This window comes from Curvibacter cyanobacteriorum (genome assembly GCF_028649475.1).
Taxonomy (GTDB): Bacteria; Pseudomonadota; Gammaproteobacteria; order Burkholderiales; family Burkholderiaceae_C; genus Curvibacter; species Curvibacter cyanobacteriorum.
The window spans coordinates 235356-262011 of sequence record NZ_JAQSIP010000004.1; the positions used below are offsets into that span (position 1 = coordinate 235356).

Annotated in this window: 25 protein-coding genes; 11 read left to right on the forward strand and 14 right to left on the reverse strand. The window is 68.9% G+C overall.

The window, feature by feature from the left end:
• Window positions 1–49: 49 nt before the first annotated feature.
• The 6 genes from PSQ40_RS10630 to slmA all read left to right on the forward strand — a co-directional run bounded on the left by PSQ40_RS10630 (window position 50) and on the right by slmA (window position 6056).
• Complete coding sequence (locus tag PSQ40_RS10630) at window positions 50–772, forward strand: SapC family protein (protein WP_273951394.1); 723 nt, start codon at window positions 50–52, stop codon at window positions 770–772.
• A 60-nt stretch (window positions 773–832) separates the two neighbouring features.
• On the forward strand, window positions 833–1942 hold the full coding sequence (locus PSQ40_RS10635) for an MraY family glycosyltransferase (protein WP_273951395.1): 1110 nt from the start codon (window positions 833–835) through the stop codon (window positions 1940–1942).
• A 180-nt stretch (window positions 1943–2122) separates the two neighbouring features.
• Entirely contained in the window at window positions 2123–3013 is an 891-nt protein-coding gene (gene argB, locus PSQ40_RS10640) for an acetylglutamate kinase (protein ID WP_273951396.1), read from the forward strand.
• Window positions 3014–3107: 94 nt separating this feature from the next.
• Complete coding sequence (locus tag PSQ40_RS10645) at window positions 3108–3809, forward strand: response regulator transcription factor (protein ID WP_273951397.1); 702 nt, start codon at window positions 3108–3110, stop codon at window positions 3807–3809.
• A gap of 2 nt (window positions 3810–3811) precedes the next feature.
• A complete protein-coding gene (locus PSQ40_RS10650; RefSeq protein ID WP_273951398.1) occupies window positions 3812–5266 on the forward strand; it encodes a sensor histidine kinase in 1455 nt (484 codons plus the stop codon).
• Between the two features lie 76 nt (window positions 5267–5342).
• Window positions 5343–6056 carry a nucleoid occlusion factor SlmA gene (slmA, locus tag PSQ40_RS10655; protein ID WP_273951399.1) on the forward strand — a complete coding sequence of 238 codons (714 nt, stop codon included), beginning with the start codon at window positions 5343–5345 and terminating at the stop codon, window positions 6054–6056.
• Between the two features lie 3 nt (window positions 6057–6059).
• Here slmA and manD read toward each other — a convergent pair whose 3' ends face one another.
• From manD to PSQ40_RS10700, 9 genes are all read right to left on the reverse strand, one after another.
• Window positions 6060–7268, reverse strand: a complete 1209-nt coding sequence (gene manD, locus PSQ40_RS10660; protein WP_273951401.1) for a D-mannonate dehydratase ManD — start codon at window positions 7266–7268, stop codon at window positions 6060–6062.
• A gap of 5 nt (window positions 7269–7273) precedes the next feature.
• A complete protein-coding gene (locus PSQ40_RS10665; protein ID WP_273951402.1) occupies window positions 7274–8674 on the reverse strand; it encodes a mannitol dehydrogenase family protein in 1401 nt (466 codons plus the stop codon).
• Between the two features lie 92 nt (window positions 8675–8766).
• Window positions 8767–9582 (reverse strand): SDR family NAD(P)-dependent oxidoreductase, encoded by an 816-nt coding sequence (locus tag PSQ40_RS10670; protein WP_273951403.1) that lies wholly within the window; start codon window positions 9580–9582, stop codon window positions 8767–8769.
• A gap of 14 nt (window positions 9583–9596) precedes the next feature.
• Window positions 9597–10661 carry a malate/lactate/ureidoglycolate dehydrogenase gene (locus tag PSQ40_RS10675; RefSeq protein ID WP_273951404.1) on the reverse strand — a complete coding sequence of 355 codons (1065 nt, stop codon included), beginning with the start codon at window positions 10659–10661 and terminating at the stop codon, window positions 9597–9599.
• A gap of 37 nt (window positions 10662–10698) precedes the next feature.
• Window positions 10699–12225 carry a UxaA family hydrolase gene (locus PSQ40_RS10680; RefSeq protein WP_273951405.1) on the reverse strand — a complete coding sequence of 509 codons (1527 nt, stop codon included), beginning with the start codon at window positions 12223–12225 and terminating at the stop codon, window positions 10699–10701.
• Window positions 12226–12252: 27 nt separating this feature from the next.
• Window positions 12253–13647 carry a TRAP transporter large permease gene (locus PSQ40_RS10685; RefSeq protein WP_273951406.1) on the reverse strand — a complete coding sequence of 465 codons (1395 nt, stop codon included), beginning with the start codon at window positions 13645–13647 and terminating at the stop codon, window positions 12253–12255.
• A gap of 28 nt (window positions 13648–13675) precedes the next feature.
• Entirely contained in the window at window positions 13676–14242 is a 567-nt protein-coding gene (locus tag PSQ40_RS10690) for a TRAP transporter small permease (RefSeq protein WP_273951407.1), read from the reverse strand.
• Between the two features lie 109 nt (window positions 14243–14351).
• A complete protein-coding gene (locus PSQ40_RS10695; RefSeq protein WP_273951408.1) occupies window positions 14352–15350 on the reverse strand; it encodes a sialic acid TRAP transporter substrate-binding protein SiaP in 999 nt (332 codons plus the stop codon).
• A 94-nt stretch (window positions 15351–15444) separates the two neighbouring features.
• On the reverse strand, window positions 15445–16173 hold the full coding sequence (locus tag PSQ40_RS10700) for a FadR/GntR family transcriptional regulator (RefSeq protein WP_273951409.1): 729 nt from the start codon (window positions 16171–16173) through the stop codon (window positions 15445–15447).
• Between the two features lie 177 nt (window positions 16174–16350).
• On the opposite strand from PSQ40_RS10700, the gene PSQ40_RS10705 reads away from it, so the two are divergent.
• On the forward strand, window positions 16351–17085 hold the full coding sequence (locus tag PSQ40_RS10705) for an SDR family oxidoreductase (RefSeq protein ID WP_273951410.1): 735 nt from the start codon (window positions 16351–16353) through the stop codon (window positions 17083–17085).
• Between the two features lie 145 nt (window positions 17086–17230).
• The gene (locus PSQ40_RS10710; RefSeq protein ID WP_273951411.1) at window positions 17231–18094 is read left to right on the forward strand and encodes a fumarylacetoacetate hydrolase family protein; all 864 of its coding nucleotides are present in this window, start codon (window positions 17231–17233) and stop codon (window positions 18092–18094) included.
• Window positions 18095–18297: 203 nt separating this feature from the next.
• On the opposite strand, the gene PSQ40_RS10715 is transcribed toward PSQ40_RS10710, so the two are convergent.
• The 3 genes from PSQ40_RS10715 to PSQ40_RS10725 are packed head-to-tail and all read right to left on the reverse strand — an operon-like array spanning window position 18298 to window position 21104.
• On the reverse strand, window positions 18298–19293 hold the full coding sequence (locus tag PSQ40_RS10715; RefSeq protein WP_273951412.1) for a Bug family tripartite tricarboxylate transporter substrate binding protein: 996 nt from the start codon (window positions 19291–19293) through the stop codon (window positions 18298–18300).
• A gap of 49 nt (window positions 19294–19342) precedes the next feature.
• A complete protein-coding gene (locus tag PSQ40_RS10720; protein ID WP_273951414.1) occupies window positions 19343–20161 on the reverse strand; it encodes a BKACE family enzyme in 819 nt (272 codons plus the stop codon).
• A 46-nt stretch (window positions 20162–20207) separates the two neighbouring features.
• The gene (locus PSQ40_RS10725; protein WP_409338587.1) at window positions 20208–21104 is read right to left on the reverse strand and encodes a 3-hydroxyacyl-CoA dehydrogenase family protein; all 897 of its coding nucleotides are present in this window, start codon (window positions 21102–21104) and stop codon (window positions 20208–20210) included.
• A 154-nt stretch (window positions 21105–21258) separates the two neighbouring features.
• On the opposite strand from PSQ40_RS10725, the gene PSQ40_RS10730 reads away from it, so the two are divergent.
• Window positions 21259–22212 (forward strand): LysR family transcriptional regulator, encoded by a 954-nt coding sequence (locus tag PSQ40_RS10730; RefSeq protein ID WP_273951416.1) that lies wholly within the window; start codon window positions 21259–21261, stop codon window positions 22210–22212.
• A gap of 48 nt (window positions 22213–22260) precedes the next feature.
• Here PSQ40_RS10730 and PSQ40_RS10735 read toward each other — a convergent pair whose 3' ends face one another.
• Entirely contained in the window at window positions 22261–22776 is a 516-nt protein-coding gene (locus tag PSQ40_RS10735; protein ID WP_273951417.1) for a CreA family protein, read from the reverse strand.
• An 80-nt stretch (window positions 22777–22856) separates the two neighbouring features.
• Between PSQ40_RS10735 and PSQ40_RS10740 the strand changes: the two genes are divergently transcribed.
• Window positions 22857–23645, forward strand: coding sequence for an SDR family oxidoreductase (locus PSQ40_RS10740; RefSeq protein WP_273951418.1), 789 nt, complete (start codon window positions 22857–22859; stop codon window positions 23643–23645).
• Window positions 23642–23947, forward strand: a complete 306-nt coding sequence (locus PSQ40_RS10745) for a 2Fe-2S iron-sulfur cluster-binding protein (RefSeq protein WP_273951419.1) — start codon at window positions 23642–23644, stop codon at window positions 23945–23947. Before PSQ40_RS10740 ends, PSQ40_RS10745 begins: the two co-directional genes overlap by 4 nt.
• 79 nt (window positions 23948–24026) lie before the next feature.
• Here PSQ40_RS10745 and cphA read toward each other — a convergent pair whose 3' ends face one another.
• Entirely contained in the window at window positions 24027–26606 is a 2580-nt protein-coding gene (gene cphA / locus PSQ40_RS10750) for a cyanophycin synthetase (RefSeq protein WP_273951421.1), read from the reverse strand.
• Between the last annotated feature and the right edge of the window lie 50 nt (window positions 26607–26656).

Sequence of the window (26656 nt, forward strand, 5' to 3'; positions counted from 1 at the left end):
ATCGGACGTCCCCTGGCAATGCTACCGATCGACACCCTAAGGTCTCCTCATGCAGGCACTCATCGCCGTTTCTCCCGAAGCTTTTGCTGGCCAGTTCTGGAAGCACCCCGGCCACTACCAGTACGCTGTCACCACGTCGTTCGTGCCGCTGTCGGCCGCGGAGCTGCGCAAGGCCGCCGCCCACCTGCCGCTGGCTTTTGTGCAGATCGCAGGTGAATGGCAGCTGGTCGCCATCCTGTCGCTGCTGGAGAACACCAACCTGCTGGTGGGCCCGCAAGGCCAATGGCTGGGCGGCTATGTGCCCGCCGCGCTGCGCGCTTACCCGTTCCGCCTGGTGCGCGACGAGCAGCAGCAGGGTCTGGTCCTGGCCACCGAAGCCACTGGTGCCCACCTGGTGCCGGCCTCCGAAGGCCAGCCGTTCTTTGAGCAGAACGGCCTGCCCAGCGCCGAACTGCAGCGCGTCATGAACTTCCTGATCGAGCTCGAGAACGGTCGCGTACAGATCACCCGCGCCGCCAATGCCTTGGCCGCCGCGGGCGTGCTGACGCCTTGGGAGCTGGTGGCCAGCCACAACGGTCAAGACCAAAAGGTGGCGGGTCTGTTCCATGTCAACGACGCTGCCCTGGCCGCGTTGAAGCCCGATCAACTGGTGCGCCTGCAAGCCGAAGGCGGTCTGCCGGTGGCCTACGCCCAGCTGTTCTCTGAAGAACAGTTCTCGCGCCTGCAACAAGCCATCCAGACGCAAGAAGCCCTGCGCTCGGCCCAAGGCTGAGCCCGCACCGACCTGCTGACCCTGCCGCCTGGGAGCCCCTTTGACCCGATCGATTGACTGATGGTTGTCCTGACTTCCATCGCCTTCCTGATTGCCCTGCTGACGGGCGTGGCCATCGTGCGCGCTCAAAGCCGCGCGGGGACCCTGTTCCATTACGGCGACGACAAGCCCCAGCGTTTTCACGTGGGGCATGTGCCTCGCCTGGGCGGGCTGGCGCTGGGCGCCGGCCTGTCGGTGGCCTGGCTGGTCGGGGCCTTGGTGGACGGGGTGTTGGTCAACCTGAACCTCAAGCTCAACCCCATCAACGTCTTGCTGTGGTTGCTGGTCATGATGCCGGCCCTGCTGACGGGCCTGATGGAGGACATGACCCAGCGCCTGCCGGTCAGCCTGCGTTTGCTGGCCACCTTTGGCACGGCGACCCTGGCCTGCTGGTTGCTCGACCTGGGCGTGCACCGCCTGGACATCGGCTGGATCGACCAAAGCCTGAACCGCTGGCCCTGGCTGGCGGTGGTCCTGGCCGTGATGGCGATTGCGGGCCTGCCCCACGCCTTCAACATCATCGACGGCTACAACGGCCTGGCCGGCACGGTGGCGCTGTTGATCTCGCTGGCCCTGGCCCACGTGGCCCTGCAGGTGGGCGACCGGGCCCTGGCCGCGCTGATGATGGCCCTGGCCGGCGCCACGGCCGGCTTCCTGGTCTGGAACTACCCGCGCGGGTTGATCTTTGCCGGTGACGGGGGCGCTTACCTGTGGGGCGGTGTGATCGCGGTGGGCGCCATCATGCTGGTGCAGCGCAACCCGGTGGTCTCGCCGTGGTTCCCTTTGTTGCTGCTGATTTACCCGGTCTGGGAAACGCTGTTCTCGATTTACCGCAAGGCGGCGCGCGGCGTCTCGCCTGGGGTGGCCGATGCGCTGCATTTTCACCAACTGATCTTCCGTCGCCTGGTGCGCAAGGTGTTCCACGACGACCATGCGCGCCAGCTGCTGATCCGCAACAACCGCACCTCGCCCTACCTGTGGGGCTTCACGGCGCTGACCGTGCTGCCGGCGGTGCTGTTCTGGCAAAACTCGGTGGTGCTGCTGTTGTTCTGCGGCCTGTTCGTGGTGACTTACGTGCTCGCCTACCTGGCCATCGTGCGCTTCAAAGTGCCTGGCTGGCTGCGCCGTTGACCGCCTGAGGGCCGCGGGTGCCAGCCTGTGCTGGCACTTTTGCGCGCCAGCCGGGCCGACCGACCCGGTGCAAGCCCCCGCTTGCGGCACAATTCGGCCTGTTTCGCCCCGGCTGCGCTCCAGCCCCTCCCGGTAAACCGCTGCTGGCTCCGGCCCGCAGCACCCACCTCAGTTCAGACCATGACCGACATCCAAACCATTGCCCCGCGCGACAAGGCCGAGATCCTGGCCCAGGCGCTGCCCTACATCCGCAAGTTCCACGGCAAGACCCTGGTCATCAAGTACGGCGGCAACGCCATGACCGACCCGGCCTTGCAAGCCGACTTCGCCGAGGACGTGGTGCTGCTCAAGTTGGTCGGCATGAACCCGGTGGTGGTGCACGGCGGCGGTCCGCAAATCGAAACCGCCCTCAACCGCCTGGGCAAGAAGGGCGAGTTCATCCAGGGCATGCGCGTCACCGACGCCGAAACCATGGAAGTGGTCGAGTGGGTGCTGGCCGGTGAGGTGCAGCAGGACATCGTGGGCCTGATCAACCAGGCCGGCGGCAAGGCCGTGGGCCTGACGGGGCGTGACGGCGGCATGATCCGCGCGCAGAAGCTCAAGATGGTCGACAACCAGGACCCGAACAAGGAATACGACGTCGGCCAGGTGGGCGACATCGTCTCCATCGACCCCAGCGTGGTCAAGGCGCTGCAGGACGACGCCTTCATCCCCGTCATCAGCCCGATCGGCTTTGGCGAGGACAACGAGAGCTACAACATCAACGCCGACGTGGTGGCCAGCAAGCTGGCCACCGTGCTCAAGGCCGAAAAGCTGGTGCTGCTGACCAACACCCCCGGCGTGCTCGACAAGTCGGGTCAGTTGCTGACCGACCTGACCGCCAAGCGCATCGACGAGTTGTTTGCCGACGGCACCATCTCGGGCGGCATGCTGCCCAAGATCGCCGGCGCGCTGGACGCGGCCAAGAGCGGTGTCAACGCGGTGCACATCATCGACGGCCGTGTGCCACACGCCATGCTGCTGGAGATCCTGACCGATCAGGCCTACGGCACCATGATCCGCTCGCACTGAGCGCCGCGCCGACCACGCCCCCCCTGGCCTTGGGCCCTGCGTCGCCACCGGCGGCGGGGCCGGGCCAGTCCGCTTCAACCTCTCCCCACTCCGCATGAGACTGCTGCTCGTAGAAGACGACGTGATGGTGGCCAGTGGCATCAAGCTCGGCCTCAGCGATGCCGGCTATGCCGTGGACTGGGTCGGCAGCGGTGAACGCGCCGAGGAGGTGCTGCGCGCCGAAACCTTTGACGCCGCCATCATCGACATCGGCCTGCCCGGCATGAGCGGGCTCGATCTGACGCGGCGGCTGCGCCTGTCCGACGTGGCCAGCCGCACCATGCCGGTGTTGATCCTGACCGCCCGCGACGCCTTGCAAGACCGGGTGCAGGGCCTGGACCTCGGGGCCGACGATTACATGGTCAAGCCCTTCGAGCTGCCCGAGTTGCTGGCCCGCTTGCGTGCGCTGCTGCGGCGCTCGCAGGCGGCCACCTCGGCGGTGCTGAGCTTTGGGCCGCTCGAGATGGACACCGCGAGCCGCCGCGCCACCGTGCGCAGCGGCACCGACGGTCGCCAGACCGTCATCGACCTCGGGCCGCGCGAATGGACGGTGATGGAGTACCTGCTCATCAACGCCCCCAAGCCCGCCAGCAAGGACAAACTGCTGGCCGCCCTGACCGGCTGGGACAAGGAAATCACCCCCAACGCGGTCGAGGTCTACATCTCCCGCCTGCGCAGCAAGCTCGAGCCCCACGGCCTCGCGCTGCGCTCCATCCGGGGTTTTGGCTACCGCCTCGAACTGCAAGAAAGCGTTTGAGCATGGCAACCCGCCTGCGCAACCGACTGCTGGTCTTGTTGCTGGCGCCGCTGTTCTTGCTGGCCCTGGGCAATGCCTGGTTCGACTACCGTTCGGCCGACAGCGCGGCGGTCCAGCACGACCGCAACCTGCTGCGCTACGTGCCCCTGCTGGCCGACTCGGTGGTGGCCCCGGGCGTGCAGTCGGGCGACCCGCCCGTGCTCTTGCTGGCCCCCCCGGTGGAAGACTTTCTGAAGCTGCGCCCGGGCCACGCGGCATACAGCGTCAATGACCTCGAAGGCCGCCTGCTGCACGGCGAGCCCTGGTTGTCCGGCGCCACCGTGGCCACCGGCGAGCCCGAGTTCCACAGCGTCGAGGAGCAGGGCGTCACCTACCGCATCGTGTCGCAGCGCGTGCGCACCCGTGCGGGCGACCTGATTGTGCAACTGGCCGACGGCTCTGACCCGCGCCAGCAGTGGCTCAGCGCGCTGCTGGCCCGGGTGCTGTTACCCAACCTGGTGCTGATGATTGCGGCCGCCCTGGCGGTGAGTTGGGCCGTTCGGCGCGCGCTGCGCCCCCTGATCGAGCTGACCGAGGCGGTGGAAAACCGCTCGCCCCAAGACCTCAGCGCCATCGATGTGGCCTCCTCGCCCGCCGAGGTGCGGCCCCTGGTGCAGTCGCTGAACCGCCTGTTTGACCTGGTCAATGCCCAGTCGGCCAGCCAGCGCCGCTTCATTGCCGATGCCGCCCACCAATTGCGCACGCCGCTGGCGGGCTTGCAAGCCCAGGTCGAGGCCTGGGCCCAGGTGCTGCAAAACAAACACCGCCAGCAGCCGGCGCCCGCGCCGGATGGCCTGGGCGGCCCCGGCAGCCCCCCGCCGCCCCCGGTCACCCTGGCCCTCGACGCCGAGCAGATCGACAAGCTGCGCCGCGCCACACGCCGCACCTCGCAGTTGGCCAACCAGTTGCTGGCGCTGTCGCGGGCCGACGCGCGCAGCATGGAGGCGCAGCCGGTGCAGCGGGTTGACCTGCTGGCGCTGTGTGAGTCGCTGCTCGAGGTGCACCTGGACGCGGCCACGGCGCGCGGCATCGACCTGGGGCTGGCCGCCGAGCCGGCCCACACCCAGGGCCACGAATGGCTGCTGCGGGAGTTGCTGGGCAACCTGGTCGACAACGCCATCCGCTACACCCCCGAAGGCGGCAGCGTGACCCTGCGCTGCGGCCAGCTCCCGCTCGCCGGGGCGGTGCGCCCCTACCTCGCGGTGGAGGACGACGGCCCAGGCATCCCGGCCCCCGAGCGCAGCCGGGTCACCGAGCGCTTCTACCGCGTCCCTGGCACGGTGGGCGAGGGCAGTGGCCTGGGTTTGGCGATCGCCGACGAGATCGCCCGCGTGCACCACAGCACGCTGGAGTTGCTGGTCGGCCAGGGCGACCGCGGCCTGCTGGCGCGCCTGGTTTTCGCCCCCGAGCCCCACTGAGCGGACCCGCCCGGGCCGCCCCGGCAGGCCCGCTTTGGGGGTGTGCGAGAATCAGCCGCGCCAACCCCACCTGCCGATGCCTGACACCCCTGTTTTTTCAGCTGATACCGACGACCGCCTGAGCCCGGTACCGCCTGAGGCGGACGCCGACAGAGAAGCCGAGGCCGACGCCCCCGCCGTGCGCAAGCGCCCCCGGCCCGGCGAGCGCCGCGTGCAGATCCTGCAGACCCTGGCCAGCATGCTCGAGCAACCGGGGGCCGAGCGCGTCACCACCGCGGCCCTGGCGGCCCGCATCGGGGTCAGCGAGGCGGCGTTGTACCGCCACTTCGCGAGCAAGGCGCAGATGTTTGAGGGCCTGATCGAGTTCATCGAGCAGACCGTGTTCTCCTTGGCCAACCAGCTGATCGAACGCGAAGCCGCAGGCGATGCCGACCCGCGCACGTTGGGCCGCCGCCAGGTGACGCGCGTGATGTACCTGCTGGTGCAGTTCGCCGAGAAGAACCCCGGCATGGTGCGCGTCATGTGTGGCGACGCGCTGGTGCTCGAACACGAGCGCCTGCAGCAGCGCATGAACCAGCTTTTCGACCGCCTCGAGTTGACTCTGCGCCAATGCCTGCGCCCGCTGGCCGAGGCCTTGGGCTCGCCCACCCCGACGGTCGATGCCCAGGTGCGCGCCGCGGCGCTGACCGCGTTTTTGCAGGGCCGCCTGCAGCGTTATGCGCGCTCGGGTTTCAAGCGCCTGCCGTCCGAACAACTCGACGGCACCTTGCTGCTTTTGCTGGGCGCCTGAGCCTCACCAGCTCCACAGCGTGCCGTCGTGCTGCAGCCGGTTGACGGGCAGGTAGGCGCGTTGGTAGGGGTAGCGCGCCGCCAGTGCCTCGTCGATGTCGACCCCGTGCCCCGGCGTCTCGCCACAGTACATGAAGCCTTGTTCAAACCGGTAATCGTGTGGAAACACCGCCAGCGTGGCCTCGGTGTGGGGCATGTATTCCTGGATGCCGAAGTTGGGCACCCAGGTGTCAAAGTGCAGCGCTGCGCCTATGCACACCGGTGACAGGTCGGTGGCGCCGTGGCAGCCGGTGCGCACCTGGTAGAGGGCGGCCAGGTCGGCGATGCGGCGCAGGTGGCTGATGCCCCCCGCATGCACCACGGTGGTCCGGATGTAGTCGATCCACTGCTGCTCGATCAGCGTCTTGCAGTCCCACAGCGAGTTGAACACCTCGCCCACCGCCAGCGGCGTGGTGGTGTGTTGCCGGATCAGGGCGAAAGCCTGCGGGTTCTCGGCGGGCGTGGCGTCTTCCAGCCAGAACAGGTGAAAAGGCTCCAGCGCCTTGCCCAGGCGTGCGGCCTCGATCGGCGTGAGGCGGTGATGCGCGTCGTGCAGCAGGTGAACGTCCGGGCCCACGGCCTCGCGCACCGCGGCAAACAAGGCCGGTGTGTGGCGCAGGTACTTCTCGCTGCTCCAGTCGTGCTCGCTGGGCAGGCTGGCGTCAGCGGGCTCGTAGAAGCCGCCCTGGCCCACGCCGTAGACCTTGTCCAGGCCCGGCACACCGCTTTGCGCCCGGATCGCCTGGAAGCCCATGTCGCGGTGGCGCAGCACCTCGTCCACGGTGTGTTCGATGTCGCGCCCGTTGGCGTGCCCATAGACCAGCACGCGGCTGCGGCTGCGCCCGCCCAGCAGCTGGTACAGCGGCAGGCCGGCGGCCTTGGCCTTGAGGTCCCAGAGGGCCGTGTCCACCGCGGCGATGGCGCTCATGGTGACCGGCCCACGGCGCCAGTAGGCGCCCTTGTAGAGGTACTGCCAGAGGTCTTCGATCTGGTGCGCGTCGCGCCCGATCAGGCAGGGGATCACATGGTCGTTGAGGTAGCTGGCCACCGCCAGCTCACGCCCGTTGAGGGTCGCGTCTCCCAGGCCGGTGAGGCCCTGGTCGGTCTCGATCTTGAGGGTCACAAAGTTGCGGCCGGGGCAGCAGACGATGACACGCGCAGCGGTGATTTTCATGGGCATCAGGCCGGGGTAGCGGCGTTGAGTTCGTGCAGGGCGGCGAGCGCGCCCACGGCCTGGATGCGCTCCAGGTGCTGCTGTACCGCGCGGGTCCAGCGGGCGTCCTGGGGCAGGCTGGGGCCCCACAGCGCTGGCTGTGTCAACAGCGCCCGCACCGTGGCCGCGGCGTCGCCCGCGTGCTGGCGGGCCAGGGCCTGCAGGGGCTCGGCCAGGGGGTCATTGACGGTGTAGGGCTGACCGAGTTCGTTCACGCCCCGCAGGTAGCGCAGGTAGATCGCGGCGCAAAACGCCAGGTGGCTGATGCGTTGGCCCGCCGCCAGTTGGCGCTCGGCCGACGGCGGCCAGCGCAGCGGGATTTTTTGCGAGCTGTCGGTGGCGATCTGGTGCACGCTGTGCTTGAGCTCGGGGTTGCCAAAGCGGGCCAGCAAGGCGTCGCGGTAGGCGGGCCAATCGCGCCGGCTCAGGTGTGGGGCCACCTCGTGGCTCATGAGGCTGTGCACAAACTGGCGGATCGCGGGCGTACCAATGCAGTCGGCAATCACCGCCAGCCCCAGAACGGCGCCAAGGCAGGCCATGGCCGAATGGCTGCCGTTGAGCAGGCGCAGCTTGGCCTCCTCGAACGGGCGCACATCGTCGACCACGGTGACCCCGGCACTGGCCAGTGCGGGGCCATCGTCGGGGTCGACAAAGCGTCGCTCGATCACCCATTCCCAGAACGCTTCGGTGCCCAGCGCGCCGTCATCGTCCAGGCCCAGGGCCTGGCGCGCGGCCTGCAGCCGCTCGGGCGTGGCGGCGGGCACGATGCGGTCCACCATGCTGTTGGGGAAGGCGCAGTGCGCCGTGATCCAGTCCGACAGTGCGCCGGGCTCGGCGGTGCACAGGGCCTGCAGGCGCCGGCCGTTGTCGCTGAGGTTGTCACAGGACGCCAGCGTCAGGCCGGGCAGGCCCGCTTGCTGGCGCTCCGCCAGGCCTTGGCGCAGCAGCGCGGCCAGCTCGGACGTGTAGCCCTTTTCGGTCACCGTCAGGGTGATCCAGCGCGTGCCCGGTGCGGCGATGGCTTGCCGCACCACCTCGGGTTCGCGCGCGGCCACACTGGTGCGCAGCAAGGCCCCAGGCACTTGCCAGTGCAGGCCTTGCTGGCTGGCCACCTGCACCGCGTAGAGCCCGTCCTGGCGCGCCAGCGCGTCGGCCAGGGTGGTGCTGCGCATGGCCACACCGTGCACCCCCCAGTGGCGGTGGCCCGCCTGCAAGAGTTGGTCAAACACCAGCGCCTGGTGGGCGCGGTGGAAGGCCCCCAGCCCCAGGTGCAGCACGCCGGGCGTCAGGTGTTGGCGGTCGGCGCCGGGCACGCGCACGCCGCGCTCGGGCAGTTGGTGAAGGGTGTGGCGGTTCAGTGAAGGCATGGGGCCGAGTGAGTGGGGGCGGTGGCAAACCAAGAGGCCATGGAACGCTGCCAGGGGGGCTGCGCCTGTGTCGGGGTGGGGGGCGGCGGGGCTCAGTCGAACTGCAGCCCACCGTTGAGGTCGAGCACCTCGCCGGTGATGAAGCCGCTCATGGGGTGGGCCAGGAACAGCACGCAGTGCGCGAACTCCTCCAACTCGCAAAAGCGCCCCACCGGGATGGTTCGGCGCAGTTCGGCCTGGCGCTCGGGCGAGACCTGCTCGGTCACCATCTGGGTTTTGACAAAGGCCGGGGCCAGGGCATTGCAGGTCACCCCGAAAGCCGCGTATTCGCGCGCAAAACTGAAGGTCAAGGTCACCACACCGCCCTTGCTGGCGGCGTAGGCCGGCAGCGGCGACAGCCCCCCGGTCTTGGCGCCAAAGGAGGCGATGTTGACGATGCGCCCGAAGCGCCGCGCCTTCATGCCCGGCGCGACGCGCTGGCTGACGTAGAACACGCCGTCCAGGTTGACGCGCAGGATGCGCTGCCACAGCTCGGGCGTGGTCTGTTCGCAGTTGGCGTACTGCAGGATGCCCGCGTTGTTCACGCAGACGTCGATGCGGCCCCAGTGGGCCTCGATGCGGCGGCAGGCCGCATCCACGGCCTGCACATCGCTGACGTCCATGGGGGTGCAGAACAGGCGGTCGCGGTGCGCGGCCAGGCTCTGCGCCACCTGGTCCACGCGCAGGTCGGTGGCCGCCACGCGGTAGCCTGCTTCCAGCAGCGCGCGGGTGGTCGCCAGGCCCATGCCGGCATTGGCGCCGGTGACCAGGGCCACCTGGTCCTGGATGGCGGGCAGCGGGCCCAGCGCCGCAGGCCAGGCTGCGCCCGCGGCGCGGTGGGTGGGTTGGCTTGGGTGGGTCGGGCTCATGTCGGGGGCTCCGTTCAGTCGCTGTGCACCGGCGCGCCCACTTTGTGCGCGGCGGCGACGATTTCTTGCCAGGTGGTGGCGTCGAGTTCGATGCCGTCGCGCAGGCGCTCGGCGCGCGTGGTGCGCTCCGGCTCGCCGGCCAGTTGCACGCCCTCGGTGCCCGGGGCGGGCGGGCTTTGGCGCAGCCAGTCGACAAAGGCCGCGGCCTGCGCTTCAAAGTGCGCCTGGGTGCCCAGGCGCACCGGGTCGATCAGCTGGGTCAGCATGCCGTTGAGCACGGCCTTGCGCGCGTCGGCCGCCTGGTGCCAGGTGCCGCCGCCGGTCAGCGCGCCCCCCAGCAGCTCGCAGGCCACCGCCAGGCCGTAGCCCTTGTGTTCGCCAAAAGGCATCAGCGCGCCGTAGCCACCGCCGGGCTGGGGCACCACCACCACCCCGGGGTTCTGGGTGGGCGCGCCGTGTTCGTCGATCAGCAAGCCGCTGGCCACGGTCTTGCCCTGGTTGTGGGCCACGCGCATCTTGCCCTGGGCCACGCGGCTGGTGGCGAAGTCCAGCACGAAGGGGGGCGCGTCGCGCAGCGGGATGCCGATGCAGCAGGGGTTGGTGCCAAAGCGGCCGTCACCCCCCTGCCACGCCGCCACCACGGGGCGCGACAGCACGTTGACGAAGTGGATCGACACCAGGCCGGCGGCGGTGGCCATCTCGGCAAACTGACCGATGCGCCCCAGGTGGTGGCTGTTGCCCAGGGCCACCGTGCAGGTGCCGTACTGGCGCGCGCGTTCGATGCCCATCTGCAGGGCCTGCTCGCCGATCACCTGGCCATAGCCGCGCTGGCCGTCCAGCGTGAGCAGGGGGCCGGTGTCCAGTTGCACCGACAGCGCGGCGTTGGGCTTCAGGCCACCTTCGAGCACGGCGTCGACGTAGCGGGGCACCATGCCCACGCCATGGGAGTCGTGGCCGCTGAGGTTGGCCAGCACCAGGTTGTCGGCCACCTGTTCGGCTTCGCGGGGCAGGCTGCCCGCGTGTTCAAGGATGCGGGCCACTTGCGCGCGCAGGGCTGGGGCGGTAAAGCGTGGGTTCATGGGCAAACAGGTCTGAAAACAAAAGGCGTGGCGGGGCTCACATCACCGCACCGATTTGCCAGGGCACGAACTCGTTTTGTCCGTAACCGTGGCGCTCGCTCTTGGTGCTTTGGCCCGAGGCGGTGGCCAGCATCAGCTCGAAGATGCGTTGGCCCATGGCCTGGATGCTGCTGGCGCCGTCGATGATCTCGCCGCAGTTGATGTCCATGTCCTCCTCCTGGCGCTGCCACAGCGCGCTGTTGGTGGCGAGTTTGAGCGAGGGCGAGGGCGCACAGCCGTAGGCGCTGCCGCGGCCGGTGGTGAAGCAGATCAGGTTGGCGCCGCCCGCCACCTGGCCGGTGGCGCTGACCGGGTCGTAGCCCGGGGTGTCCATGTAGACAAAGCCGTGTTCGCGCACGGGTTCGGCGTATTCGTACACCGCCTGCAAGTTGCTGGTGCCCCCCTTGGCCACGGCGCCGAGGGACTTTTCCAGGATGGTGGTCAGCCCGCCCGCCTTGTTGCCGGGCGAGGGGTTGTTGTTCATCTCGCCGCCGTTTAGGGCGGTGTACTGCTCCCACCAGCGGATGCGCTCGATCAGCTTGTCGGCCACCTCGGGGCGCACGGCGCGGCGGGTCAGCAGGTGTTCGGCGCCATAGATCTCGGGCGTTTCGGACAGGATGGCCGTGCCCCCATGGGCCACCAGCAGGTCCACCGCCGCCCCCAGCGCCGGGTTGGCGCTGATGCCGGAGTAGCCGTCCGAGCCGCCGCACTGCAAACCCACGGTGAGGTGGGCCGCGCTGCAGGGCTCGCGCTGCACCGCGTTGGCCAGCGGCAGCATGTGCTCGATCAGGGCGATGCCCTTGGCCACCGTCTGGCGTGTGCCGCCGCTGTCCTGGATGTTGAAGACCTGGAACAACGGGGTCTCTGCCAGGTGGCTGTGGGTCAGCCAGGTTTTGATCTGGTTGGCCTCGCAGCCCAGGCCGACCACCAGGATGGCGGCAAAGTTGGCGTGGGTGGCATAACCCGCCAGGGTGCGTTCCAGCAGCTTCAGGCCCAGGCCCTCGGTGTCCATGCCGCAGCCGCTGCCATGCGTCAGGGCGACCACACCATCGACCTGCGGGAAGGCCGCCAGGGCTTCGGGCCGGTTCTGACGCGAGAAATGGTCGGCGATGGCGCGCGCCGCGGTGGCGGAGCAGTTCACGCTGGACAGCACGCCGATGTAGTTGCGCGTGGCCACGCGCCCGTCGGCGCGCCGGATGCCCATGAAGTGGGCTTCGCGCGCCGCGGCCGCGGGTTTGACGTCGCTGCCCACCGCGTAGTCGCGCTCGAAAGCGCCTTTGGCCGCGCCCATGTCGAGGTTGTGGGTGTGCACATGCTCGCCCGCTGCAATCGGGCGCGAGGCAAAGCCGATGATCTGGTTGTAGCGGCGCACCGGGGCGCCGGTGTCCAGCGCGCGCACGGCCACCTTGTGGCCCGGGGGCACCAGGCCGCGCACGGTCAGGCCATCGAGCACGGTGCCGCCCAGCAACTGGCTGCGCGCGATCAGCACGTCGTCATCGGGGTGGAGTCGGATGAAAGGGGTCATGGTCACAGGCCTTGGGCGGTGTCGGGGTCAGTAAAACAGGCGGGGCAGCCACAGCACGAGCTGCGGGCAGTAGGTGATCAGCACCAGGCTGCCCAGCAGCGGCACCAGCCAGGGCAGGATGGCCACGGTGGTGCGCTCGACGCTGAGCTTGGCGACCCGGGCCAGCACGAACAGCACCATGCCCATCGGCGGGTGCAGCAGGCCGATCATGAGGTTGAGCACCATCACCAGGCCAAAGTGCACCAGGTCGATGCCGAGCTGCTGGCAGATCGGGACCAGGATGGGCACCAGGATCGTGATGGCCGCGGTGGGCTCCAGGAAGCAGCCCACGAACAGCATCAGCAGGTTGGCCATCAGCAGGAACACCCAGGGTTCCTTGGTGAAGCCCAGCACCCAGCTGGCGATCGAGGTGGTGACGCCGGTGGCCGTCAGCATCCAGCCAAAAATGCTCGCGGCGGCGACGATGAAGAGCACCGTGCTGGTGGTCTCCACGGTGTCGAGGCAGACCTTCACGAACATGCGAAAGCGCAGCGTTCGGTACCAGGCAAAGCCCAGCACCATGGCCCACAGGCAGGCGGCGATGGCGCCTTCGGTGGGGGTGAAGATGCCCGTGGTCATGCCACCAATCAGCAGCACCGGGGTCATGATGGGCAGCACGGCCTGGAAGTCGAACAGCTTGTCCGCCGCAAACAGCAGCAGCAAGGCGCCCAGCACCGTGGCCTGGGCCGGCAGGCCGCCGTGGGTGACGGCCGCCCACACGGCCAGCGGCCAACCGATCACCACCGCGGTCTCGGCCAAGGCCTTGAAGACGCGCGGCCATTCGAACTTCACGTCGGCGCCCCAGCCGTTCTTGTGGGCGAAGTACGCCACCGTCACCATCATCGCCACGGCCATCAGCACACCGGGCAGGATGCCCGCCAGGAACAGCGCGCCGACGCTGACGTTGGCCATCATGCCGTAGATCACAAAGGGCAGGCTGGGCGGGATGATGGGGCCCAGCGTGGCCGAGGCGGCGGTCACACCGACCGCGAACTCGGTGCCGTAGCCGTGGTCCTTCATGGCCTTGATCTCGATCGTGCCCAGGCCCGCGGCGTCGGCGATGGCGGTGCCGCTCATGCCGGCAAACACCACCGAGCCCACCACATTGACATGGCCCAGGCCGCCCTTGAGCCAGCCCACCAGGGCCAGTGCGTAGTTGTAGATGCGGTTGGTGATGCCGGCGTTGTTCATCAGGTTGCCGGCGAGGATGAAGAAGGGCACGGCCAGCAGCGGAAAGCTGTCGATGCCGCTGACCATGCGGTGGATCACCACAAAGGGCGGCAGGTTGCCGGTGAACAGGATGTAGACCAGCGAGGCGCCGGCCATGGCGATGGCCACGGGCAGTCCGCCCGCCATCATGAACAGGAAAATGATTTTCAACATGGGTGGGGTCCGGTGGGGGCGCTGGCGCTCAGCGCTCGGCCATGGTGGATTCGGGGCGTTCGAGGGCGCTGTAGCCACGCTGCCAGTGGATGCGCATCACCCACACCGAGCGTGCGGCCATCGCCACAAAGCCCAGCAGGCAGACGCCATAGACGTAGTTCATGGGCAGCTCGACGACGGTCATCTTGTAGGTGTCCATCTTCATCATCATCTGCACCGTCAGCACCGAGGCCGCGGCAAAGAAGGCGATGCGCACCACATCGACCAGCGTGGACAGCACCCGGCCGGCCCGCGCCGGCAGGTAGCGGAACAGGAAGTCCACCTGGATGTGGTTGTTCTTGGCGACGCCAATGGCCGCGCCGACAAACACGGTGCTCACCAGCAGGTAGCGCGCGATCTCCTCGGTCCAGGCCGCCGAGTCGTTGAGCACATAGCGGGTGATGAATTGGTACACCACGGTGGCGCCCAGGGCCCAGAAAAAGAGCAGGGCGAGCCAGGCTTCCCAAGGGGTGTCGGACAAGTCCACCTCATCGTCGGTGGTGTGGAAGGTGCCGTCGTCGCGCATCACGCGGGGGCCGGAATCCAGATCGTGCATGGCAGTTCTTTGCAGCGGGGCCCGGGCAGGGCGCCCGGGCCGGGGGGAACAAAAAGCGCCGCTCGCAATGGCTTCGGCGCGGCGTGAGGCTCGGGCGCTGAGCGCGGGCTCAGCGGATGGCCTGGATGCGGTCCCAGTCTTTCTTGTCGTAGCCCATGGTGCTCATGTCGACGGCTTTCACGATGCGGTCGCGGAAGGCGTTCTTGTCGACTTCGACCACGTTGATCCCGCGCTTCTTGAAGTCGTCCACCAACTCGCCTTCGCGCTTCTGGATGTCCTTGCTGGCGTTGGCCGCGGCCTCTTGCATCACCTCGGTGAACAGCTTGCGCTCGTTCTCGTTGAGGGTGTTCCAGACATGGGGCGCGATCTGCGTGATCAGGGAGTCGTTGATGTGGCCGGTCAGGATGATGTTCTTCTGCACCTCAAAGAACTTCTTCGCCTCGATGGTCGGCAGCGGGTTCTCCTGGGCGTCGACGGTGCCGTTCTGCAGCGCCAGGTAGACCTCGGCAAAGGCGATCGGCGTCGGGTTGGCGCCGCAGGCGCGCGGCAGCGCCATGTAGGCGGGCACGTCGGGCACGCGCATCTTCAGGCCCTTCATGTCGTCGCAGGTCTTGAACAGCTTGTTGCTGGTCGAGTGGCGGGCGCCGTAATAGGTGACCGCGGTGACCTGGATGCCGGTCTTGGCCTTGTAGCCGTCGGCAAGCTCTTTGAACACATCGCTCTTGGCGTACTTGAGCAGGTGGTCGGCGTCGCGGAAGGTGTAGGGGTAGTAGCCCACGCCAATGCGCGGGAAGCTGCGTGACGCAAACGAGGCGCCCGAGATGATGATGTCCACCGTGCCCAGTTGCAGGCCCTGGTTGATGTCGCTCTCCTTGCCCAGTGTGGAGGCGGGGAAGACCTGGATCTCGAACTTGCCGTTGCTGCGCTTCTTGATTTCGTCACCGGCCCAGACCGACCACTTGTGGTATGGCTCGGAGGTCTCGTAGACGTGGGCCCATTTGAGCTTGGTCTGGGCTTGTGCCAGGGCTGGCGCGCCGAGCACACCGGCCATCAGAAGGCTGGCGGCCAGGTTGTGCAGGCTGCGGCGGGGAAGGGTCAGTCGGTTCATGTTGTCTCCTGTCGTTGTCGTTGAGGTGTCAATCGGTCGGGTCTTTGTCAACTTGTCCTGCCGCGCCTGCCCCCAGGTCACGGGGTCGGGCGGCTCAGCCGCTGCCCGATCGTTTGGCCTGGCGCCAACTGGCGCTGAAGCGGCTGTGCGAGTTGTCCATGTGCCGCTGCATGGCGGCGCGGGCTGCGGGTCCGTCGTGCGCCGCAATCGCCTGGTAAATGGCTTCGTGTTCCTCGATGGCGGCGCGCCATGAGGGCAGGGTCTCAAAGTAGCCGCCGAGGCGCTCGAACAGCGGGCCGCGGCGTGAGTCCCAGAAATGGTGGATGGTCTCGATCAGCACCATGTTGTCGCAGGCCTCGACGATGGCCGAATGGAAGGCGCGGTCGCCGTCGAGCGGCATCACGCCCTGGTTGGCCGCGGTGTTCATGGCCTCGATCGCCTGGCGCATGGCGCTCAGGTGCTGGCGTTTGGCCTGCACCGCGGCGATGGCGGCGATCTCGCCTTCCACCACGCGGCGGGCGCGGATCAACTCGAGGGGGCCCCACTCGGTGGGCGCGATCTGCACCGTGGCCGGGCCACCGACCACGGGCAAGCGGGCCAGCACATAGACGCCCGAGCCGGTGCGCACCTCGACCCAGCCTTCGACCTCGAGCGCGATCAAGGCCTCGCGCACCGAGGGGCGGCTGACCCCCAGCTGGCGGGCCAGGTCGCGCTCGGCCGGCAGGCGCGAGCCGGGCGCGAATTCGCCCTGCTCGATCAGGCCGCGCAACTGCTCGGCGATCTGGCGGTAAAGGCGTTTGGGTTCAACGGACTGGATGGGCACGGAAGACGGATCTCGCAAAAACAGAGGGGCTCAGACCGGGGCATCGCACTCAGGGTTATTCATAAGTGGCCAAGTGGTCAGACCAATTCAGAATGCCACGGAAGACCGCAGGCCCCATCAGGCAAAACCCTGAATCGCGGGGCGCTGAGGGCCCAGATGGCGTTCAATGGAGATGGCATGAGACTCAAAGGAAAGACCGCGCTGGTCACCGCCGCCGGTCAGGGCATTGGCCGGGCGGCCGCGCTGGCGCTGGCGGCCGAGGGGGCCGAGGTGTGGGCCACCGACCTCAACACCGATTTGCTGGCCGCCTACCAAGGGGTGCCCCGGGTGCACACCCGCCGCCTCGACGTGCTGGACAAGGCCGCCATCCAGGCGCTGGTGGCCGAGTTGCCGCGCCTTGATGTGCTGTTCAACTGCGCGGGCTTTGTGCACAGTGGCACGGTTCTGCAGGCCAGCGACGCCGACTGGGATTTCGCCTTCAACCTCAATGCGCGGGCGCAGTTCTGGACCGTGCAGGCGGCCCTGCCGCGCATGTTGGCGCAAGGTGGGGGCAGCATCATCAACATGGCCAGCGTGTGCAGCAGCATCAAGGGCCTGCCCAACCGGTTCATCTACGGAGCCTCCAAGGCGGCGGTGATCGGCCTGACCAAAAGCGTGGCGGCCGACTTTGTCGGTCAGGGGGTGCGCTGCAACGCGGTCTGCCCCGGCACGGTGGACACCCCGTCGTTGCAAGACCGCATCAATGCCAACGAAGACCCCGTGGCGGCGCGTCAGGCCTTCATTGGGCGCCAGCCCATGGGGCGGCTCGCGCAGGCGCATGAGATCGCGCCGCTGGTGGTGTTCCTGGCCAGCGATGAGTCGGCCTTTGTCACGGGCCAGGCCTACGCGATCGACGGCGGCATCACCCTCTGACACCCGCGCGGCCTGCTGCCGCCACCCGCGCCCCGCGACGGGCATGGCCCGGGCCCTGCGGTGTGGGACACGCTTTGTCCATAATGCCCTCCGTGCGCCCGCCGGTCGCCATCCGGCCCGGCCGCTCCCAACCTGAAAGGACCTCATGAAACTCGTACGTTATGGCAAGCCTGGCCAGGAGAAGCCCGGCCTGATCGATGCCCAAGGCAAGCTGCGCGATTTGAGCGCGGTGGTGAAGGACGTGGGTCCTGAGCAACTCAGCGATGCCGCCCTGGCCAAGCTGGCCAAGGTCAATGTGGAGAAGCTGCCCCTGGTGCGCGGCAAGCCGCGTTTTGGCACGCCGGTGGCGGGCACGCGCAAGTTCATCGCGATCGGCCTGAACTACGCCGATCACGCTGCCGAGTCGGGCCTGCCGATCCCGCAGGAACCGGTGGTCTTCACCAAGGCCATCAGCTGCATCCAGGGCCCGAACGACCCGGTCATGCTGCCCAAGGGCTCGAAGAAGACCGACTGGGAAGTCGAGTTGGGCGTGGTGATCGGCAAGCGGGCGCGTTACATCACGCAAAAGGACGCGCTGTCCCATGTGGCCGGCTATGTGACCATCAACGACGTCAGCGAACGCGAGTTCCAGATCGAGCGCGGCGGCACCTGGGACAAGGGCAAGGGTTGCGACACTTTCGGCCCCATCGGCCCCTGGCTGGTGACCCGCGATGAAGTGCCCAACCCGCAGAAGTTGAGCATGTGGCTCGACGTGAACGGCCAGCGCATGCAGACCGGCAACACCAAGACCATGATCTTCAGCGTGGCCAAGATCGTCAGCTACCTGAGCCAGTTCATGACCCTGGAGCCGGGCGACATCATCACCACCGGCACCCCGCCGGGCGTGGGCATGGGCATCAAGAAGGACGGCCAACCCGCGCCGGTGTACCTCAAGAAGGGCGATGTCGTGACCCTGGGCATCGAAGGCCTGGGCGAGCAGCGCCAGGAAGTGGTGCCGTTCAAGCTGTGAGGCGACCAGCCGGGCCGGCCACCGGCCCGGTGACGGGGCGCCGGCCCCGCCAAGGCGCCATCACGGCGGCGCTGCGCCCGGCCTGACCCCACCCCGCGGGGCCCTCGTGCAGGGCCCTTTTTTGGGCGCGCGGGCGACCCGTGGCTGGGCCGCGCGGCCCGGGCAGGTCTTGGTTGGGTCTTGTGGTGGGTTTCGCTCGGGCCTCAGTCGAGCGTCACGCCGGAGTTCTTCACCAGCTTGCCCAGGCGCACGGTCTCGGTGCGGATCAGCTCGCCGAACTGGGCGGCACTGCCCGCCACCACCGGGGTCCCGATGGCCTCCCACTTCTTGCGGAACTCGGGCTGCGCAAAGATCGCGTTCAAGGTGCTGTTGAGCTTGTCGACAATGGCCGGCGGCGTGCCGCTGCGCATCGCGATGCCGTGCCAACCCGTGAACTCATAGCCCGGCATGCCGGCCTCGGCCATGGTCGGGACATCAGGCAGCGCGGGCACGCGCTTGGCGCTGGTCACGGCCAGGGGGGTCAGCTTGCCCGACTGGATGTAGGGCAGCGAGCTGCCCAGGATGTCGAACATCACATTCACCTGCCCACCCAGCACATCGTTGAGCGCCGGGCCGGCGCCGCGGTAGGGGATGTGCGGCATCTTCAGGTCCTGCAGGCTGTTGAACAGCTCACCGGCCAGGTGCTGCGGTGTGCCATTGCCCGCCGAGGCAAAGCTCAGGTCCTGGCGCTTGTTGTCCTTGAGCGCCGCGACCAACTCTTTGAGCGACTTGATGCCGGTCTTGGGGTTCACCTCCAGCACCAGCGGGAAGGACGACAACTGGATCACCGGCACCAAATCGGTCTGCGGGTTGAAGGTCATGCTGCGGTAGAGCGTGGGGTTGACGGCCATCGGACCGCTGGCCGCCAGCAGCAGGGTGTAGCCGTCGGCCGGTGCTTGCTTGGCCACCTCGGCGCTGCCCAGGTTGCCACCGGCGCCGCCCTTGTTGTCCACCATCACCGTCACCCCGAGCTTGGTTTGCAGCTCGCCCTGCAGCAGGCGCGCCATCAGGTCCGTGGGGCCGCCGGGCGGGTAGGGCACCACGAAGCGGATGGTCTTGTTGGGCCAGGCGTCCTGGGCCTGCGAGGGGGCCGCGCTCAGGGCCGCGACGGCGCTCAGGGCACTGGCCAGCAGGGTGCGAATGAATTGTTGTCTTTGCATGGTTGTCTCCGGGGGGCTGGGGCTGAAAAAATGGGGTGGCGGCGCGGGCTCAGCCGCCGAAGCGCTCGCGGATGTGGCGCGCAGTGGCCAGCGGTCGGCCCAGGCTGGCCGCGGCTTCGGCCGCTTGCGCCACCAGGGCCCCGTTGTGCGGTGCCCGGCTGCCATCCTTGAGCTGGAGGTTGTTCTCGAAGCCCACGCGCACATGGCCGCCGAGCGCGGCCGCGGCGGTCACGCAGGCGTGTTCGGTGGCCCCAAAGGCGCACACCGCCCAGGGTTCGGGGCCGCTGTGGGCGTGCACAAAGGGCACCAGGTCCAGCGGGCTGGAGGTCTGGCCAGCGGTGTAGCGGCCCAGCACAAAGAGCAGGAACCAGGGCGCATCGGGCACCACGCCGCGCGCGCGCAGCGACTGCCAGCGTTGCAGGTCGGCCACGTCGTAGAGGATGACCTGGGTCATGACCCGCTCGCGCGCCAGCCAGGCGAAGAAGTCCGCCAGACCGGCCTCACCGATCTCGGGTTGGTCCAGCTCGCGCAGCCCCACCGACACAGCTTCGGGGCGCAGGGTGCGCACCATCGCGATCTGGGCCGGCGCATGGTAGGTGCGGGCGGCTTCGCTGGTGACTTGCAGCACCATCTGGTCGCCCACAGCGGCCTTGACCGCGCTCAGCGCGTCGCGGTAACCCTGCACGTCCAGGCTGTGGTGGCCCGCGGCGTCGCGGATGTGCAGGTGCAGCATGGCGGCGCCGGCGTCCAGGCACTGGCGTGCGGTCTGCGCCAGGCTGCTGGGGGTGAGGGGCAGCGCCGGGTGGTCGCTCAGTTGCTTGTAGGCGCCATTGGGGGCGCTGGTGATGATCAGGGGCGTGGTGGGCATGGGGTGGTCCTGGGGCAGTGGGGCGGTGGGCCGGACGGGGTGGGGCTCAGTCGCGTTCGATGGGCGGCAGCTCGGCGGCCAGCAGGCTCAGGCCCTGCTGCAGCAGGGTGTCGTAGCGCTGGCGCTCGGCCAGCCGGCGCTCCTCGGGCCAGTCGTAAAAGCCGCCACCGGTCTTCATGCCCAGTCGGCCTGCGGCCACCCGTTCGCTGAGCGCGCGTGCCGGGCTCGTGTTGGCGGCCAGCGAGGGGTACATGGTGGCGGCCGCGGCGCAGTGCACGTCCAGGCCCGCATGGTCGCGCTGCATGACCGGGCCGGCCGCGAGGTAGCGAAAACCAAAACCAAAGCGCACCGCGGCGTCCACGTCCTCGGGGGTGGCCACGCCTTCGTCGATCATGGCAAAGGCCTCTCGGGCCAGCGCGTGCTGCAGGCGATTGGCCAGGAAGCCCGGCTTGTCTTTGCGCACCCGCACCGGCACGCTGCCACAGCCCCGCATGAAGCTGCACAGGCGCTCGGCCTGGGCTTCGTCGGTGTGCGGGCCTTGCACCACCTCGACCAGTGGCACCAGGTGGGCCGGCATGAAAAAGTGCAGTCCCAACATGCGCTCGGCGCTGGGCAGGCCCTCGGCGATGGCGCTGATCGGGAAGCTGGAGCTGTTGCTGGTCAGCACGCAGTGGGCCGGGGCGTGTTGCAGCAACTCGGCGAACAGGGCCTGCTTGAGGGCCAGCTGCTCGGGGATGCATTCGATCACCAGCACCACGTCGTCCCAGTGCACGTCGGCCAGGCTGGCCACGCCTTGCACGCGGTCGGCGCGCGCCCCCAGGCCCAGCGGGGTCAGGCCCTGGCGCACCCGCACGGGCAGCGCGGCGCGCTGGGCTTCATGGGGGTCGGTGACGGTGACACGGCATCCGCCACGGGCCAGCACGGTGGCGACATCGGCGCCCATGGTGCCCGCGCCAATGACGACGGCGTGGGTGTGGCGGGGGTGTTCAGGCAGCAAGTTCAAGGCAAGGTCCTCGGTCAAATTCAGCAGAGATGGGCGCAGTCTAGGAAGCCGCCATTGCACCGTCCAGACGATTTTTTCAATAAACTGATCGGCTATGAAGATCAATTGGTCGACGCGTGAACTCGAGGTGTTCCTGGCCCTCGGGCAAACCCTGAGCTTTCGGCGCACCGCAGACCAGGTGCACCTGTCGCAGTCGGCGGTGTCCGGGGTGCTGACCCGGCTCGAGGAGGCCTTGCAGGTGCGGCTGTTCGACCGCACCACGCGCAGCGTGCAGCTCACGCTGGCGGGGCAGGTGTTCCTGGAGCAGGCGCAGCTGTTGCACACCCAGACCGAAGAGGCGGTGCGCGCCGTGCGCAGCGTGGCCGAACTGCAGGTGGGCCAGGTGACGCTGGCGGCCTTGCCCTCGCTGGCCGCCACCGTGGTGCCGCTGGCCATGGCGCGTTTGACCGAGCGCTACCCTGGCATCCGCCTCGCGGTGATGGACACCCTGTCGGGCCCGGCGTTTGACCTGGTGCGCAGTGGTCAGGTGGACTTTGCGCTGACCGCAGCCAACCCCGCCTACGCCGACCTGGACTACCAGCCCCTGGCGTCAGACGGTTTTGTGCTGCTGCTGCCGGCCCGCCATGCCCTGGCCAAGGGGCGGCGGGCGCTGGCGTGGTCCGAGGTGGCCGACCTGACCCACATCTCAATGCCCTTGCCGACCAGCGTGCGCCAGTACGCCGACGCGGCCTTGCTGCAGCACAGGCTGCGTTTTGCCCCGCGCTACGAGGTCGAGCACCTGGCCACCATCCATGCCATGGTGGCGGCCGGTCTGGGGGTGGCGGCCCTGCCCGAGCTGGCCGCTGCGGTGGCCCCGGTGAGTGGGGTAGTGCGTCGGCGCCTGGTGGCCCCCGACATCTTGCGGCCGATTGGGCTGGTCACGCGCCGGGGGCGCAGCCTGAGCCCGGCCAGTGCCGAGATGGTGGCCCTGCTGCGCGAGGAGGTGCAGCGCCTGGTGCCGCGCCGCCGTCAGACCGCCGCCGCCCCCGCGGGCGGGGCGGCGGTGTGACCCGGCCGCGCTGAGCGGCGCAGGCTGGGCGTGGGGGCCCGAAGGCCCTCACTTCATCGGGATGGTCAGGCTGCGGTCCACGGGCACCGCGGTCACGCTGTTCTGGGGCGAACCGTCCACCAGGCGGTCGGAGTAGCTCAGGTAGATCAAGGTGTTGCGCTTGCTGTCCACCATGCGTACCACGCGCAGGCGCTTGAACAGCAGCGACATGCGCTCGGAGAACACCTCGTCCTCCTGGCGCAGCGTGCCCTTGAACTCGATCGGGCCCACCTGGCGGCAGGCGATCGAGGCCTCGGCCTTGTCTTCGGCCACCCCAAAGGCACCCGACAAGCCCCCCGTGCGGGCCCGCGACACAAAGCAGGTCACGCCCAGCACTTGGGGGTCGTCGTAGGCCTCGACCACGATCTTGTGGTTGGGGCCAATCAGCTTGAACGCGGTGCTGACGTCGCCCACCACCTCGGGGCCGGCCAGCGCGGAGCTGGCCCAGCCCAGCCCGGCGGCCAGCAGGGCCAACGGACAGGTCAGGCGGACAAGGGCGGATCGCAATGGTCGAAGGCGCAACATGGGTTCTCCAGATCAGACGGCCGGCGGGCGGCGATTGCGTTAGTCTGCCCTGATTTTCCGAAAACCACAGGAGACCCACCATGGATTTGCAATTGACGGGGCAGCACGTGCTGGTGACCGGGGGCAGCAAAGGCATTGGCCTGGCCTGCGCGCGCGGCTTTCTCGACGAGGGCGCGCGCGTGACCCTGGTGTCGCGCAACCCGGCCCACCTGGCCGCCGCCCAGGCCCGTCTCGGGGCAGACGCCAGTCGCCTGGCCACGGTGGCCGCCGACCTGTGCGACCCGGCGGCCGCGCTGGCCGCGCTGGACACGGCCGAGGCCGGTCTGGGCCCGGTGGACGTCCTGGTCAACTCGGCCGGCGCGGCGCGCCGCACCCCGCCCGATGAGCTGCAGCCCGAGGCCTGGCACGCGGCCATGCAGGCCAAGTACTTCAGCTACATCCACATGATCGACCCGGTGGTCAAACGCATGGGCCAGCGCGGCCGGGGTGTCATCGTCAATGTGGTGGGCAACGGCGGCAAGGTGGCCAGCCCGATTCACCTGCCGGGTGGGGCCGCCAATGCCGCGCTGATGCTGGTCAGCGCCGGGCTGGCCGCGGCCTACGGCCCGCGCGGCGTGCGGGTCAATGCCATCAACCCGGGCCTGACCCTGACCGACCGCCTGCGCGAAGGCATGGCGGCCGATGCGCGTTTGCAGCAGATCAGCCCCGAGCAGGCTTTGCAGCGCGCGCGTGAGAAGCTGCCACTGGGCCGCCTGGCCGAGCCCGAGGAAATCGCCAACGCGGTGCTGTTCCTGGCCTCGGCCAAGGCCAGTTACATCACGGGCGCCATCCTGGCCATGGACGGGGCGGTCACGCCGATGGTGGTTTGAGCATGGCGGGGGCCTGGCGCATCGAACTGCCTGCCCAGGGCTGGGCCTGGCCTGCCGAGGCGGGGGACAGCCTGTTGCAGTCGGCCGAGGCCGCCGGGGTGATCCTGCCCAGCTCATGCCGCAACGGCACCTGCCGCGCCTGCCTGTGCCAGCTGTTGTCGGGGCAGGTGCGTTACCGCATCGAATGGCCAGGCCTGAGCGCCGAAGAAAAGGCCGAGGGCTGGATCCTGCCCTGCGTGGCCGAGCCCGTGGCCGACTGCGCCCTGGCCGTGCCCGCCGCCCACCGCGCGGTGTGGGACTGACCGCCCAGGGACGGGCATGAAAAAGGCCGGCAGTGGCCGGCCTTGACGTCGCGCAGGGTGACGCGGTGGGGCCGCGGGCTCAGCGCCCCTGGGCCGCGTCGCTGACGCGTTTGGCCAGGTGGGCCAGAGCCTCTTCGACCTGGTCGACCAGCACCAGGCACAGGTCGCCCGGTTGCAGGCGGTCCAGGGCCACGTCGATGGCCTTGAACTCGCCCTGGATCTCTTCCACGTGCCGCGTGCGGGTGGCCCCCGCCAGGCCCTGGCGCAGCAGGGCCATGACCTCGCCGTCGGCCCGCCCGCGCTGGCAGGCGTCTTCGTACAGCACCACGTCGTCGAAGGCCTGACCCAGGATGGCGGTCTGCTCGGTGATGTCTTCGTCGCGGCGGTCACCCGCACCGCTGATGACCACCGAGCGGCGTTGGGCGGGCATGGCCTCGACGGCCGACACCAGCGCGCGCATGGCATCGGGGTTGTGGCCGTAATCGGCGATCACAGTGGCGCCCCGGAAGTCCATCACATTGAACCGGCCCGGTGCGTTGTCGCTGTCGTTGACGAAGCTGGCCACACCGCTGCGGATGGTGTCCCAGCTCAGGCCGACGCCCCAGGCGGCGGCCACCGCCGCCATCACGTTGTCGATCTGGAAGCCGATGGTGCCGTTGCGGGTGATTGGCACGTCGCGCAGCAGGATGTGCTCGCGCCAGGTGCCTTCGGTGACCACGATCGCGTCACCGTCCACATAGACGGTGCGCTTGCCCTGGGCCCGGTGGGTGGCCATGACCGGGTGGTTGCGGTCGCGGGCGAAGAAGATCACCTGGCCCGGGCAGCTGTCGGCCATGGCGGCGACCATCGGGTCGGCCGCGTTGAGCACCGCGTAGCCATTGGCGGCCACGTTCTGCACGATCACGCGCTTGACCACGGCCAGGTCTTCCACCGTGTTGATGTAGTTCATGCCCAGGTGGTCGCCGGCGCCCACATTGGTCACCACCGCCACTTGGCAGCGGTCGTAGCCCAGGCCTTCACGCAGGATGCCGCCGCGCGCGGTCTCGAACACGGCCGCGTCCACATCGGGGTGCAACAGCACGTTGCGGGCACTCTTGGGGCCGCTGCAGTCGCCGCTGTCGATTTGGCGGCCATTGACATAGACGCCGTCGGTGTTGGTCATGCCCACGCGCAGGCCGCTGGCCGTGAACAGGTGCGTGATCAGGCGGGCGGTGGTGGTCTTGCCGTTGGTGCCGGTCACGGCCACCACCGGGATGCGACCGTCGTCGCCGCTGTTGTAGAGGTGGGATACCATGGCTTCGCCGACCTGGCGGCCCTTGCCGTAGGACGGGGTCAGGTGCATGCGCAGGCCCGGTGCGGCGTTGACTTCAACGATGCCGCCGTGCTGCTCTTCGAGCGGGCGCAGCACGCTCTCGCAGACCACGTCGACACCGCAGATGTGCATGCCCACCATCTGGGCCGCGGCCACGGCGCGCGCCGCGACTTCGGGGTGCACGTCGTCGGTCACGTCGGTGGCGGTGCCGCCGGTGCTGAGGTTGGCGTTGTTGCGCAGGATCACGCGCTGGCCCTTGGGCGGCACGGACTCCGGCTGCAGGTCTTGCAGCGCCAGGCGCGCGATGGCGATGTCGTCGAAGCGGATCTTGGTCAGCGAGGTCGCATGGCCCACGCCACGGCGCGGGTCGGCGTTGACGATGTCGACCAGTTCGCGCACGGTGTGCACGCCGTCACCAATGACCTGCGGCGGGTCGCGGCGGGCCGCGGCCACCAGGCGATCGCCCACCACCAGCAGGCGGAAGTCGTTGCCGGGCAGGTACTTCTCGACCAGCACCTCGCCGATGTCGGCGGCGGCCTTGTAGGCCAGGTTGAGCTGGGCGCGGTCGGTGATGTTGACGGTCACGCCCTTGCCCTGGTTGCCGTCTTGCGGCTTGAGCACCACGGGCAGGCCGATCTCCAGCGCGGCGGCCCAGGCGTCGTTCTCGTCCACGGCCGGGCGGCCCAGCGGCACCGGCACGCCGGCGGCGCGCAGCAGCATCTTGGTCAGGTCCTTGTCCTGGGCAATCGACTCGGCCACGGCGCTGGTGGTGTCCACCTCGGCGGCCTGGATGCGGCGCTGGCGCGAGCCCCAGCCGAACTGCACCAGGCTGCCCGAGGTCAGGCGGCGGTACGGGATGCCGCGCTTGACGGCGGCTTCGACGATCGAGCCCGTGCTCGGGCCCAGGCGCTCGTCCTCGTCGGTTTCGCGCAGTTGGGCGATGGCCGCGTCGATGTCGAAGGCGGTGTTGTCCAGCGCAGCTTGGATCAGGGCCAGCGCCTGGTCAAAGGCCTGGCGGCCCACGACTTCTTCGCTGTACTCGATCACGACTTGGTAAATGCCGGGTTCGCTGGTGGCGCTGGTGCGGCTGTAGGTCACCGGGCAGCCGGCCTGCGACTGCAGCGCCAGGCCCGCGGCCTCGAGCACATGGGCCAGCGAGACCGGGCCTTCGTGGCTGTCCGGGCGCAGCGCACCGATGCCGGGGAACAGGGCCCGGATGCGGGTTTCAAACCCGTCCAGACCAGCGACGGAGCGCTCTTCGGGGGCACATTCCACCACGGCCTCGATGGCGGTGTGGCGGCTCCAGATGTTGGGGCCGCGCAGGGCCCGGATGCGTGAGACTTGCATCGGTTTCTCTTGAGTTCAGTGGGCGCGTTGGGGCGGTTCGGGCTGCGGGC

Coding starts and splice junctions, on each gene's coding strand:
- PSQ40_RS10630 (WP_273951394.1), top strand. CDS start 50: ATGCAGGCACTCATCGCCGTTTCTCCCGAAGCTTTTGCTGGCCAGTTC.
- PSQ40_RS10635 (WP_273951395.1), top strand. CDS start 833: ATGGTTGTCCTGACTTCCATCGCCTTCCTGATTGCCCTGCTGACGGGC.
- argB (WP_273951396.1), top strand. CDS start 2,123: ATGACCGACATCCAAACCATTGCCCCGCGCGACAAGGCCGAGATCCTG.
- PSQ40_RS10645 (WP_273951397.1), top strand. CDS start 3,108: ATGAGACTGCTGCTCGTAGAAGACGACGTGATGGTGGCCAGTGGCATC.
- PSQ40_RS10650 (WP_273951398.1), top strand. CDS start 3,812: ATGGCAACCCGCCTGCGCAACCGACTGCTGGTCTTGTTGCTGGCGCCG.
- slmA (WP_273951399.1), top strand. CDS start 5,343: ATGCCTGACACCCCTGTTTTTTCAGCTGATACCGACGACCGCCTGAGC.
- manD (WP_273951401.1), bottom strand. CDS start 7,268: ATGAAAATCACCGCTGCGCGTGTCATCGTCTGCTGCCCCGGCCGCAAC.
- PSQ40_RS10665 (WP_273951402.1), bottom strand. CDS start 8,674: ATGCCTTCACTGAACCGCCACACCCTTCACCAACTGCCCGAGCGCGGC.
- PSQ40_RS10670 (WP_273951403.1), bottom strand. CDS start 9,582: ATGAGCCCGACCCACCCAAGCCAACCCACCCACCGCGCCGCGGGCGCA.
- PSQ40_RS10675 (WP_273951404.1), bottom strand. CDS start 10,661: ATGAACCCACGCTTTACCGCCCCAGCCCTGCGCGCGCAAGTGGCCCGC.
- PSQ40_RS10680 (WP_273951405.1), bottom strand. CDS start 12,225: ATGACCCCTTTCATCCGACTCCACCCCGATGACGACGTGCTGATCGCG.
- PSQ40_RS10685 (WP_273951406.1), bottom strand. CDS start 13,647: ATGTTGAAAATCATTTTCCTGTTCATGATGGCGGGCGGACTGCCCGTG.
- PSQ40_RS10690 (WP_273951407.1), bottom strand. CDS start 14,242: ATGCACGATCTGGATTCCGGCCCCCGCGTGATGCGCGACGACGGCACC.
- PSQ40_RS10695 (WP_273951408.1), bottom strand. CDS start 15,350: ATGAACCGACTGACCCTTCCCCGCCGCAGCCTGCACAACCTGGCCGCC.
- PSQ40_RS10705 (WP_273951410.1), top strand. CDS start 16,351: ATGAGACTCAAAGGAAAGACCGCGCTGGTCACCGCCGCCGGTCAGGGC.
- PSQ40_RS10710 (WP_273951411.1), top strand. CDS start 17,231: ATGAAACTCGTACGTTATGGCAAGCCTGGCCAGGAGAAGCCCGGCCTG.
- PSQ40_RS10715 (WP_273951412.1), bottom strand. CDS start 19,293: ATGCAAAGACAACAATTCATTCGCACCCTGCTGGCCAGTGCCCTGAGC.
- PSQ40_RS10720 (WP_273951414.1), bottom strand. CDS start 20,161: ATGCCCACCACGCCCCTGATCATCACCAGCGCCCCCAATGGCGCCTAC.
- PSQ40_RS10725 (WP_409338587.1), bottom strand. CDS start 21,104: ATGGGCGCCGATGTCGCCACCGTGCTGGCCCGTGGCGGATGCCGTGTC.
- PSQ40_RS10730 (WP_273951416.1), top strand. CDS start 21,259: ATGAAGATCAATTGGTCGACGCGTGAACTCGAGGTGTTCCTGGCCCTC.
- PSQ40_RS10735 (WP_273951417.1), bottom strand. CDS start 22,776: ATGTTGCGCCTTCGACCATTGCGATCCGCCCTTGTCCGCCTGACCTGT.
- PSQ40_RS10740 (WP_273951418.1), top strand. CDS start 22,857: ATGGATTTGCAATTGACGGGGCAGCACGTGCTGGTGACCGGGGGCAGC.
- cphA (WP_273951421.1), bottom strand. CDS start 26,606: ATGCAAGTCTCACGCATCCGGGCCCTGCGCGGCCCCAACATCTGGAGC.